Annotated in this window: 12 protein-coding genes and 1 pseudogene; 12 read left to right on the plus strand and 1 reads right to left on the minus strand. The window is 36.4% G+C overall.

Annotation, left to right across the window (positions count from 1 at the left end):
- The first annotated feature begins 367 nt into the window (after positions 1 to 367).
- The 5 genes and pseudogenes from AB1422_12015 to thpR all read left to right on the plus strand — a co-directional run bounded on the left by AB1422_12015 (position 368) and on the right by thpR (position 4,263).
- Positions 368 to 2,074 carry an ABC transporter ATP-binding protein gene (locus AB1422_12015; protein MEW6620038.1) on the plus strand — a complete coding sequence of 569 codons (1,707 nt, stop codon included), beginning with the start codon at positions 368 to 370 and terminating at the stop codon, positions 2,072 to 2,074.
- 58 nt (positions 2,075 to 2,132) lie between these two features.
- Positions 2,133 to 2,672, plus strand: a complete 540-nt coding sequence (locus tag AB1422_12020) for a phosphatidylglycerophosphatase A (GenBank protein MEW6620039.1) — start codon at positions 2,133 to 2,135, stop codon at positions 2,670 to 2,672.
- A gap of 34 nt (positions 2,673 to 2,706) precedes the next feature.
- A pseudogene (locus AB1422_12025) lies at positions 2,707 to 2,921 on the plus strand (GxxExxY protein).
- 56 nt (positions 2,922 to 2,977) lie between these two features.
- Positions 2,978 to 3,691 (plus strand): nicotinamide-nucleotide amidohydrolase family protein, encoded by a 714-nt coding sequence (locus tag AB1422_12030; protein MEW6620040.1) that lies wholly within the window; start codon positions 2,978 to 2,980, stop codon positions 3,689 to 3,691.
- Positions 3,688 to 4,263: an RNA 2',3'-cyclic phosphodiesterase gene (gene thpR, locus AB1422_12035; GenBank protein ID MEW6620041.1), complete on the plus strand. Its 576-nt coding sequence runs from the start codon at positions 3,688 to 3,690 to the stop codon at positions 4,261 to 4,263. Before AB1422_12030 ends, thpR begins: the two co-directional genes overlap by 4 nt.
- Here the strand turns inward: thpR and AB1422_12040 are convergent.
- Positions 4,175 to 4,465 (minus strand): hypothetical protein, encoded by a 291-nt coding sequence (locus AB1422_12040; protein MEW6620042.1) that lies wholly within the window; start codon positions 4,463 to 4,465, stop codon positions 4,175 to 4,177. The genes thpR and AB1422_12040 overlap by 89 nt on opposite strands.
- A gap of 185 nt (positions 4,466 to 4,650) precedes the next feature.
- Between AB1422_12040 and ligA the strand changes: the two genes are divergently transcribed.
- The 7 genes from ligA to AB1422_12075 all read left to right on the plus strand — a co-directional run bounded on the left by ligA (position 4,651) and on the right by AB1422_12075 (position 10,382).
- Positions 4,651 to 6,648 (plus strand): NAD-dependent DNA ligase LigA, encoded by a 1,998-nt coding sequence (ligA, locus tag AB1422_12045; GenBank protein ID MEW6620043.1) that lies wholly within the window; start codon positions 4,651 to 4,653, stop codon positions 6,646 to 6,648.
- Positions 6,645 to 6,833: a hypothetical protein gene (locus AB1422_12050; GenBank protein MEW6620044.1), complete on the plus strand. Its 189-nt coding sequence runs from the start codon at positions 6,645 to 6,647 to the stop codon at positions 6,831 to 6,833. The genes ligA and AB1422_12050 overlap by 4 nt, the downstream gene beginning before the upstream one ends.
- Positions 6,830 to 7,048: a DUF2905 domain-containing protein gene (locus tag AB1422_12055; protein ID MEW6620045.1), complete on the plus strand. Its 219-nt coding sequence runs from the start codon at positions 6,830 to 6,832 to the stop codon at positions 7,046 to 7,048. The genes AB1422_12050 and AB1422_12055 overlap by 4 nt, the downstream gene beginning before the upstream one ends.
- A gap of 22 nt (positions 7,049 to 7,070) precedes the next feature.
- A complete protein-coding gene (locus tag AB1422_12060) occupies positions 7,071 to 8,192 on the plus strand; it encodes a SpoIID/LytB domain-containing protein (protein MEW6620046.1) in 1,122 nt (373 codons plus the stop codon).
- Positions 8,193 to 8,654: 462 nt separating this feature from the next.
- Positions 8,655 to 9,155, plus strand: coding sequence for a 3-isopropylmalate dehydratase small subunit (locus AB1422_12065; protein ID MEW6620047.1), 501 nt, complete (start codon positions 8,655 to 8,657; stop codon positions 9,153 to 9,155).
- A gap of 295 nt (positions 9,156 to 9,450) precedes the next feature.
- Positions 9,451 to 10,182: a bifunctional demethylmenaquinone methyltransferase/2-methoxy-6-polyprenyl-1,4-benzoquinol methylase UbiE gene (gene ubiE, locus AB1422_12070; GenBank protein ID MEW6620048.1), complete on the plus strand. Its 732-nt coding sequence runs from the start codon at positions 9,451 to 9,453 to the stop codon at positions 10,180 to 10,182.
- 23 nt (positions 10,183 to 10,205) lie between these two features.
- Complete coding sequence (locus tag AB1422_12075) at positions 10,206 to 10,382, plus strand: hypothetical protein (GenBank protein ID MEW6620049.1); 177 nt, start codon at positions 10,206 to 10,208, stop codon at positions 10,380 to 10,382.
- Positions 10,383 to 10,538: the final 156 nt, after the last annotated feature.

The following is a 10,538-nucleotide window of genomic DNA, read 5'->3' on the forward strand; positions in this document are numbered from 1 at the left end:
ATAATTAATTTTTTAATTTTATTTTCAACCCCCACCCCCCAATCTTGGGGGCTTTAATAAGGAATTAGGATTGTGGCATTCAAAATGACCAACAATATATATTATACGAGGACGATGAAAATAGTAGAGGGTAGAGAGAGAAAGAAGAGGCTTGTCTTTCCTTACTTTCTACTTTCTACTCTCTACTTTCTACTTCCTTATTTTCAGGGGAAACGGACATGAGCCAAGGCTCACAAAGGGCAATGAAAATGGGAGAAGGACAACCCCCTAACCCCCTTTATTAAGGGGGAATATCTGTTCTAAACCATAGGATACGAGTCTGTGGATACTATACTAATTCACTAATTCGCTATTTTCAGGAGGAACGATGATTTTATATAAACGGCTCATTAGATACCTCATTCCACATAAACTACACCTGTGTTTTGCCTTAATTTGTATGCTGATTGTGGCAATTACTACCCTTGCCTTACCCTGGTTTATCAAGGTTGTCCTTGCTAATGCCTTATCCCAACAAAATGTTGTTCAATTAAACCTGACAATGTGCGCCGCACTTGGGACGGTTGTTATCTGGACATTAGCTCAGTATGGACAGGACTTTCTAATGAGTTATGTTGGGCAAAAGGTAATTTTTACCCTTCGCCAGACCATATTTGAACATCTTACCTTCCTCTCATTAAAATTCTACAAGGATAGACATACAGGTGAAATAATATCTCGAATTATCAATGATGTCGCTTTATTAGAGAACTTCATTATTTTTGGTGTCGTAAATATGCTCAAAGAACCTTTAGTTTTATTAGGAGCGGTTTGTGTTGCATTTTATCTTAATTGGCAGTTAGCACTTCTGTCCCTGATTGTTACGCCTTTTATTGCCCTTTCTATCTTTATCCTTGGCCGAAAGATGAAGAAAATAAGCATTAGAATTCAAAATAGAATTGCAGAAGTAACCACTGGCTTGCAAGAGTTCATTTCTGGTATTCATGTTGTCAAGGTCTTTGCGATGGAATTTTATGAGCAACAACGGTTTAATGAGATAAACAAAAGATATTTTAATACATTTCTCAAAGGGGTAAAAATTACTGCGGCGGCGACTCCCCTGGTGCATTTTTTCAGCACGACAGGGACGATTGTAGTTATTTGGTTTGGTGCATATCAGGTTCTTACCGGAGCATTAACGGTTGCGGATTTAATTGCCTTTGGACTTTATTTAGCCACAATGTCTTCCCCAATTAAGAAATTGACCCAGGTAGTTTTAGTCATCCAACGAGCAATGGCCGCCTGCGAACGCATATTTGAGGTCGTCGATACGGAAATTCAGATGGCAGAATCTCCTCAAGCAAGAGAATTACCTGTGATTGTCGGTAAGGTAGAATTTGAAAATGTCTTTTTTAGATATGAGGATGAATTGGTCTTAAACGGCATTAATTTACAGGTTAATCCGGGTGAGGTATTGGCGATTGTCGGTCCTTCTGGAAATGGGAAAACAACTATTATTAACCTCATCTCAAGACTTTATGACCCTAATTCTGGCAGGGTAATGATAGATGGTTATGATGTTAAATTGGTTAAAACAGATAGTCTCCGTCAGCAAATAGGTGTTGTGCCACAAGAGATTATTTTATTCAGTGGTAGTGTGAAAGAAAATATTGCTTATGGCAAGATTGATGCGAGTTTTGATGAGATAGTTGAAGCGGCTAAAGTGGCTAATGCCCATGAGTTTATTACTCGCCTGCCAGATGGCTATGATACTCAAATAGGTGAGCAGGGGGTAAAACTTTCGGGTGGTCAACGACAACGATTAGCAATTGCCCGAGCGATTATTCGTCAACCAAAAATATTAATTTTAGATGAGGCAACATCAGCATTAGATTCTGAATCCGAAACACTAATCCAGGCATCATTATCCGAAATTATGAAGCACCAGACAACTATTGTCGTTGCCCACCGCCTATCAACCGTCATAAATGCCAATAAAATTGCTGTGGTAGATAAAGGTAAAATAATCGAATTAGGCACACATCATGAACTTTTAAAACAGGGAGGACTTTATAGTAAACTTTATGATGTGTAACAAGATGAAATTTTAGTTGACTAAAGAGTGAAAATATAGTACAATTAAGGTTGATAAAATGAATGAGACTTTACATATAAATGGAGAAATAAGAAAGGCGAAATATAAAGACTCAAAGCTAGAAAAGGCTTTTAATTTTGCGATTAAATTTATTGCCAGTGGCTTTTTTTCTGGATATTCTAAATTTGCCTCAGGCACGGTCGGCACACTTCTTGGCGGTATCCCACTTTATTTACTTATTTATTTCCTATGCCATCGTTTCTCTAATCCTGATTTGTGGTATTTTTTACTGGTTATAATCTTAACGATAATAAGCATCTGGTTCTGCACAAAGGCAGAAATTCTCTTTGAAGAAAAAGATTCAAAAAAAATCGTTTTAGATGAAATTATTGGTTATCTTTTTTGTATGTTTTTTCTCCCATTGCATATTTCTTTTATCGTGATAGGATTTGTGTTATTCCGGGCAATGGATGTCTTAAAACCACTGGGCATTCGTAAATTACAAAATCTTCAAGGTGGATTGGGAATAATGATAGATGATTGTGCCGCAGGGATATTGACTTGTATTATACTTCATTTTATAAAAAATATAGTGTAACTATTCACCGCAGAGACGCAGAGGAACAGAGAAAAAAGGATTTAAATTAGATTGTGGATACCGGATAGATCTTTTAGTTGAAGAAAAAGTTATCGTAGAATTAAAAGCAGTCGAGCAACTACTTCCGATTCACGAAGCTCAACTTTTAACCTATCTAAAAATGATGAATAAAAGGATAGGTTTATTCATCAATTTTAATGTTTTTCTGTTCTAAGAGATGGAATTAAGCGTATAGCCAATAGATTTTAATTTTTTCTCTGTGTCTGTGCGTCTCTGCGGTGAATAGTTACGATGAATGAAAAAAAATGCAAGAAGAAGTTTGTAAATTCAGGATTTTAAAAATAATTGGGTTAACCCAGGAAGAAATCAAGAAAGCATTAGGTGGCCATATCGGTGAAAGCGATAGTGTAAAATTGAATCTTGTGAGCAATCCTGATGGAAGTATTGACCTCGAAATTAAGATTACGGCAAAAGTAGACCGGATGGCACAAGCCTTACTTTCTGCCGCTGAAAAAGAAATCCGTATAAAATTACAGGATAATATCTATGGCGTAGATGGAGAGAGATTAGAGGAAGTAGTAGGTTATTTACTTTATCTAAGAAAACTTAGCATAGCCGTGGCTGAATCCTGCACCGGCGGATTACTTTCTAATAAACTTACAGATGTGCCTGGTAGTTCTCTTTATTATTATGGTGGAATAGTCGCTTATGAGAAAGAAATAAAGATTAATCTTTTAAATATTCCAACAGAGATAATTGAAAAATGCGGGATAGTTAGTCGGGAAATTGCCACGATGATGGCTAAAGGAATAGCCAGGTTGATGAAAACAGACATTGGTCTGGGAATAACTGGCTATGCAGGGCCCGAAGGAGATGAGGTTGGTCTGGTATATATTGGTTTATCCATAAATGATAATTTGAATGTTAAGGAATTCAGGTTTGTTGGAGAACGAGAAGAAATTAAAGAAAAGGCCGCCTGTGCCGCCTTAGATATGGTCAGAAGGGAGTTATTAAAATGATAGAAGTAAGAACTTTTGTGGCTATCTCAATGTCACCCCAACTTAAGGAGACATTAAGCAAGTTTCAATCAGAACTAAAAAAGGCTAATGCTGATGTTAAATGGGTAAATTCTGATGGCATGCATATCACCTTAAAATTTCTGGGCAATTGTCTTATTGGACAGTTAGAGTCGGTATATCAAATGGTTCTGGAGGCAACCTCGGATTTTAAACAATTTACACTTTCCCTGACTTCAGTCGGGGCTTTTCCCAGTTTATCAAGCCCAAAGGTAATCTGGGTAGGCGTGGATAAAGGCAAAGAAGAATGTATAGAATTATCCAAACGAATAGACAATAACTTACTTAGACTTGGATTTCCAATCGAACAAAGAGAATCTATTCCCCATTTAACATTAGGGAGGATAAAAAGTCCTCAAAGGAAAGATGATTTGTCTAAATTAATCTCTACCCTAAAACCTCCAGCTTTTGGTCAGATGGAGGTTGCTAAGATAGAGGTAATGGGGAGCCAATTGACGCCAAAAGGAGCGCTCTACACCACACTGCAGGAATTACCGCTGATGAAAGAAGAATAGATGCGGTGTCAGTCAATTTCTGTTCCCAGGACGGCTCCCATTTATTGTTTAGATAGCAAATCCTGTAACCGTTCAGGTTATACATTAAAAGTGTAAGAAGGGGGATAAGGAGATAAGGAAGATATGGAGATAAGATAATAGAAATAGATTGAAATTTATAGAAATAGGTAGAAATTGATTGTGGGAAACAACAAATTTCCATAAATTTCTATTAGTTTCTACTAATTTCAATTTTTTTAATAATATCCCCTTATCTCCTTTATCTCCATATCTCCTTTTCTTACACCACCTGAACGCTTACAATATTTTTTACCCATAAATTTTACACGCACCCCCGCCATTTGTTTTCCCTTGACAAATTGCCAATTTTGTAGTATCTTTTATAGTATGGAAGATTACAGGGGGCAAATTTCAAAGTTAAAGGCATTGATTAAATACCACGATTACAAGTATTATGTCGAGGCCGCCCCGGAAATATCCGATTACGAATATGACCAATTACTAAAAGAATTAATTCAATTAGAAACCGCACATCCAGAATGCATTACCCCGGATTCACCCACACAACGGGTAAGTGGACAACCATTGGAGGAATTTACCTCAGTTCGACATCGAGCGCCAATGCTAAGTCTGGATAATACCTATTCCATTGATGAATTAAAGGAATTTCATCAACGAGTAGTCAGATGGTTAAACAAACAAACAATAGAATATGTTACCGAATTAAAAATAGACGGCGTGGGTGTCTCTCTAAAGTATGAAAATGGTGTTTTTGTGCAGGGATTAACCCGAGGTGATGGTAAGGTAGGTGATGATATTACCCTTAATTTACGCACAATACGAACGATTCCATTACAATTAAATAAACCCATTAATCTGGAGGTGCGTGGCGAGGTGTATATGGATAAGGTGCGGTTTGAACAGGTTAATCAAGAAAGAATTAATCGAAATGAGCCTCCATTTGCTAATACCCGCAATGCAACTGCTGGTTCTCTTCACCTCTTAGACCCAAAAATCGTTGCCCAAAGATACCTCAATGTCTTTATTCATTCCTTAGGAATTGCAGAAAAAGAAATCTTTAAAACTCAGTCTGAGACATTAAAGGAATTTGAAAATTTAGGATTAGTCGTTTGCCCTCATTATAAACTGTGTCAGGGGATAGAGGAGGTAATTGATTATTGCCAGGAATGGGAAGAGAAAAAAGATAAATTAAGGTATGATGTCGATGGGATGGTTATTAAGATAAACTATTTAGAGGAGCAAAAAAAACTAAGTTTTACTGCAAAAAGCCCAAGATGGGCTGTGGCATTCAAATTTACCCCAGAACAAGCCACAACAGTTTTAAAAGGGATTATCGTTCAAGTTGGAAGAACCGGAGCACTTACACCGGTCGCAATGTTAGAGCCAATTAAATTAGCCGGCGTAACCATCAGTCGGGCAACACTCCACAATGAAGATGAGATTAAACGCAAGGATATCAGGATTGGAGATAAGGTTATCGTGGAACGAAGTGGTGAGGTAATTCCTAAGGTAGTTGGTGTGGTTAAAAGTGAAGAGCGAGGTAAGATATTTGAATTCCCCAAAAATTGTCCGGTATGTGGGGCAGAGGTTTATCGACCAGAAGGAGAGGCAAGGAGTTTTTGCACCGGGGTGAATTGCCCGGCTCAACTTAAACGCCGTATTGAATTCTTTGCCTCACGAGGCTGTATGGATATCGAAGGATTAGGCACAAGCATAGTCAATCAATTGGTAGAAAAAGGCTTTCTTCAAGAATTATCAGATATTTATTGGCTTAAAAATTATAACGAAACACTAAAAGAACTTGAAGGTTGGGGTGAAAAATCAGTTGATAATTTGATGAATAGCATTGAGACCTCTAAAAATAAATCACTGGATAGGCTCATAAATGCTTTGGGCATACCCCATGTTGGTTCACAAACCGCCCGCGTCTTGAGTGATAAATTCAAAACACTCCAAAGACTGATGACTGCCACGCAAGATGAATTATTAGAGATTGAAGATGTAGGTCCTAAAGTCGCTGGAAGTATTATTAATTTCTTTAATCAACCACAAACCAAAAAACTAATATCTAAATTGGAAAAAGCCGGCGTAAATTTAGGTTCTCTTCTTCCCACCCATCCTATGCCTTACGAAGGTAAGGAATTCGTCATTACTGGTAGTTTAAAAAATTATACCCGTGGCCAGGCAGAAGAACTAATTCGTAGATTAGGCGGAAAACCTTCTTCAGCGGTAAGTAAAAAAACTGATTTGTTAATCGTGGGTGAAAACCCAGGCTCTAAACTAAATAAGGCGAAAAATTTGGGGATTCCTCAAATTCCCAGCAAAGAGTTTGAGGCAGAATTAAGAAAATATGAGGAGATATGATGGTAGGTATTGGAGCAATAACAGATGCGTTCTTTTGGTTTGCTCTATTTTTGATAATATTAGCTTATGCAAATCCAAAATTAACTCAAAGACCTAACCAAATTTACCTTATGTTAGGATTATTATTCTGCTTAATGTGGATTGGTTTATTTATTCTATTTGAGTTACCGGAGATGTTAAAATGATCGTAGGCATAGGTAAATTTTTAATCCTTGCAGGCATTATCCTGGTTGCAATTGGATGTTTGTTCCTATTAGCGAATAAACTTCCATTTATTGGGAAGTTACCCGGGGATATTTTTATCAAAAAAGAGCATTTCTCCTTCTATTGTCCGATAACTACCTGTATCTTAATTAGTATAATTTTAACCATTATCTTTTGGCTATTTGGTCGGAGATAAACCCTCAGATTAAAAGATAGAAATGAAAAAAATATTTTTAATATTAATCATATTAAGTTTAAGCAAAGATTTAGAAGCGATTAACCTCAGAATAGGACTGCTCAATAATGAGAAAGCAGTTAATATTAGTGCCACAGGTTATCTTGAGCTAATTGACCTATCTACTGATGAAATACTATTAACTACCTATGGTTGGAAAAATGGATTTATAAAGGTTAATCAAAGTGGATTAGAGGTGAAAGATGTTGGAATAATAAGTGGTCCTATTCGGTTAAAACCTATTGTTGGGGCAAATATCCTTGTAAATGGCAATAAATATCGCGGTGAAATAGAAATAGAAACAGGTAGGGATGGAATTAAGGTTATCAATGTTGTAGATTTAGAAGAGTATCTTTATGGAGTGATAAAACCTGAGATGACAGATAAAGCGCCAATTGAGGCTTTAAAGGCTCAAGCCATCATTGCCAGAACATTTGCCATAGATAATCTTAAAAAACATGAAGAAGAAGGATATAATTTATGTTCAAAGATTCATTGCCAGGTATATAAAGGTATGGATGTCGAATCAGAAAAGACAATCAATGCGGTTGATTCCACTCAAGGACAAATATTAACCTTTGAAGGAGATGTCGCTTCCACATTTTATCATGCCTGGTGTGGAGGTATAACCGCAAGTGCACAGTCAGTTTGGGGACAAGATATTCCTTATTTACAAGAAGTTTATGACCCATTTTGTAGAAAATCTAATAAAGGATGGGAGGTGACTTTCTCATTATCTGAAATTAAAGATATACTTAACCGCAATGGTTTTAATATTAGTAATATATCTTCTATTTCCGCAAATTCTAACACCAATGGTGGGAGGGTAAAAGAAGTTATAATTAAAAATGGAAATGGAGGATTGACGATTTCAAGTTCTAAGTTTCGATTAATAATGGGTTCAGACAAAATATGGAGCACTATCTTTACCATCCGCACAAATGGGGACAGGGTTACTTTTCAAGGTATCGGTAAGGGACATGGAGTTGGACTCTGCCAACAAGGGGCAATATCAATGGCAGAATTAGGATATAATTATAAACAAATTTTGGGGTTTTATTATCCAGGAGTTTTTCTAAGCTCAATTATTTCTGAAGGAGAATAAATAGTGGTAAATAGGGTTCTTCAAAATAGGATTTGGGGGAGACAACAAATAAATATTAAATATCAAATATTAAATATCAAAATTAAATATCAAAATGCAAAATTACAAATCAAATTTCAAAAAGAACTGTAACTATTCAGCCACTGATTGACACGGATTAGCACGGATAAATACAGAGGACAGAAGGCGGAAGGCAGAGGACAACAGGAGGAAAACCCTTCAGCCTAATTACGGACATGGATACCGGACACGATTCACGAATTTTCCATGTTTCATCCGTGTTTATCTGTGGCTAAACAGTTACAGATAATTTTACATTTTGATATGTAATTTTTATATTTGCTTTTTGCATTTTGCTCTTTGGAGGAAATTGATAAAAATAGAGGTTTTAAATACCCGCTTAAAAACTACAGTTTCTTAGTTTTGCAGAACTCTAAATGGTAAATACGAGGAGGTATATCCATGATACTAAAAGGTAAGGGACATAAATTTGGTGATGACATAAGCACAGATTTGATAGCTCCGGGTAGATATTTCCATTTGCGGTCTAATCTACAGGAATTGGCTAAACATGTGATGGAGGATGCAGACCCAGAATTTGCCTCGAAAATAAAACCCGGTGATTTTATTGTTGCCGGAAGGAATTTTGGACTGGGTTCAAGTAGAGAACACGCCCCCACCATTATCAAATTAGCCGGAATTAGTGGTGTCATTGCTCAATCTTTTGCTCGAATATTCTTCCGTAATGCAATTAATGTCGGACTACCAGTGATTGAATGTGAAACTAAAGATATAACTGAGGGGGATGAATTAGAGGTAGATTTAGAAAAAGGATGCCTGATTAATCAAACAAAAGGCACAACCTCTTATTTCTCCAGATTGCCAGAGATAATGACTAATATCTTGCAAGATGGCGGATTAGTTGACCATGTTCGTAAATATGGGGATTTTAAATTACAGTAACCGTTCACCGCACAGACGCAGAGAAAAAATTAAAATCTATTCACCAGAGACAGAAATTTCCTTTTTTTGTGCATTTCGGGTCTTTCGTTGTTTATTAATCTTTTAATACTTACTTTCGACTAACTGTTTTTAAGCCTTTTTAAACATCGAAAAACGCGAAAACCACGAAAAAAAAGATATTTTCCTCTCTGTTTCTCTGCGTCTCTGCGGTAAAGGATTACCTGAACGGTTACCAATTTTTTTATTGACATTATCTTCTATTAATGATAATATAAAGGCTCTAAATGAATTCACAATGTCAGACAAAAGACAATATTATGTTCAAAGACTTTTTTCAAATATCGCCAGGGACTACGATAGGTTAAATCAAATAATCAGTTTTGGACTTCATCATAAATGGCGTAAATTCGCTATTTCAAAAGCATTACTGAAACCAACAGATTTAATCCTTGACCTATGTTGCGGAACAGGGGATTGTGGTATCTGTGCGGCTAAAGAAAATCCTCAAGTGAAAGTAATTGGAATAGATTTTTGTGATGAGATGCTTGAAATTGGAAGAAAAAAGATTGAGAAAAGTGGACTACAGGATAGGATTGAACTGAAAAAGCAAGATATATCCTCTCTTTCGTTTGCAGACAATACCTTTGATGTTGTCACAATTGGCTTTGGATTGCGACATCTAAATATTGATGAGGTATTTAAGGAGATTAATCGGATACTGAAACCAGGTGGAAGATTAATTACCTTAGATGCAGGGAGACCAGAGAATATAGTTATTAAAAGGTTACATAAAATCTATTTTTATCATATACTACCTTTATTGGGGAAAATATTTCATGGGAATAAAGAACCTTATAGTTATCTTCCCCAATCTCTGGATTTATACCTGCCAGATAAAGGACAACTAAAGATATTAATGGAAAAGGCAGGATTTGTGGCTGTCCAATATTTTGATTTGAGCTTTGGGGTGGCAACGGTGCATTTAGGATTTAAGGTCAATAATGATACGAATTTCGGTGGTGTCTGAAAATAACGCTAATAGTGAAATCTATGCAGATTTGGTGTAAAAAAGGGGATAAGGAGATAAAAGGAGATATGGAGATTATTCATAGTCCTTTGCAAAATTTTAGAATGAATTTATCTCCTTATCTCCATAATCCCCATATCTCCTTTTCTTACACTATTTCAACCTTTATGCTAGTGCTCTGTCGCTATTCAAGTGATTGATTGGCCGTTATCCCCCGCTGGCGGGGATCTAATCCTTACCCACAAGTTGGGTAACAAGATGAGGTAAGCAAGAATAAACTATAAACGGGAGATTAGAGATTGCAGGAGAGCGGAGTGAGTGGCAAAATTCCAAATCACAAATTCCAAAATACAAAT

It is taken from the genome of bacterium (assembly GCA_040757115.1).
Classification (GTDB): domain Bacteria; phylum UBA9089; class CG2-30-40-21; order CG2-30-40-21; family SBAY01; genus JBFLXS01.

Excerpts from the sequence above, each read along its gene's own strand:
- AB1422_12015 (MEW6620038.1), top strand. The coding sequence starts at position 368 with ATGATTTTATATAAACGGCTCATTAGATACCTCATTCCACATAAACTA.
- AB1422_12020 (MEW6620039.1), top strand. The coding sequence starts at position 2,133 with ATGAATGAGACTTTACATATAAATGGAGAAATAAGAAAGGCGAAATAT.
- AB1422_12030 (MEW6620040.1), top strand. The coding sequence starts at position 2,978 with ATGCAAGAAGAAGTTTGTAAATTCAGGATTTTAAAAATAATTGGGTTA.
- thpR (MEW6620041.1), top strand. The coding sequence starts at position 3,688 with ATGATAGAAGTAAGAACTTTTGTGGCTATCTCAATGTCACCCCAACTT.
- AB1422_12040 (MEW6620042.1), bottom strand. The coding sequence starts at position 4,465 with ATGGAAATTTGTTGTTTCCCACAATCAATTTCTACCTATTTCTATAAA.
- ligA (MEW6620043.1), top strand. The coding sequence starts at position 4,651 with ATGGAAGATTACAGGGGGCAAATTTCAAAGTTAAAGGCATTGATTAAA.
- AB1422_12050 (MEW6620044.1), top strand. The coding sequence starts at position 6,645 with ATGATGGTAGGTATTGGAGCAATAACAGATGCGTTCTTTTGGTTTGCT.
- AB1422_12055 (MEW6620045.1), top strand. The coding sequence starts at position 6,830 with ATGATCGTAGGCATAGGTAAATTTTTAATCCTTGCAGGCATTATCCTG.
- AB1422_12060 (MEW6620046.1), top strand. The coding sequence starts at position 7,071 with ATGAAAAAAATATTTTTAATATTAATCATATTAAGTTTAAGCAAAGAT.
- AB1422_12065 (MEW6620047.1), top strand. The coding sequence starts at position 8,655 with ATGATACTAAAAGGTAAGGGACATAAATTTGGTGATGACATAAGCACA.
- ubiE (MEW6620048.1), top strand. The coding sequence starts at position 9,451 with ATGTCAGACAAAAGACAATATTATGTTCAAAGACTTTTTTCAAATATC.
- AB1422_12075 (MEW6620049.1), top strand. The coding sequence starts at position 10,206 with ATGCAGATTTGGTGTAAAAAAGGGGATAAGGAGATAAAAGGAGATATG.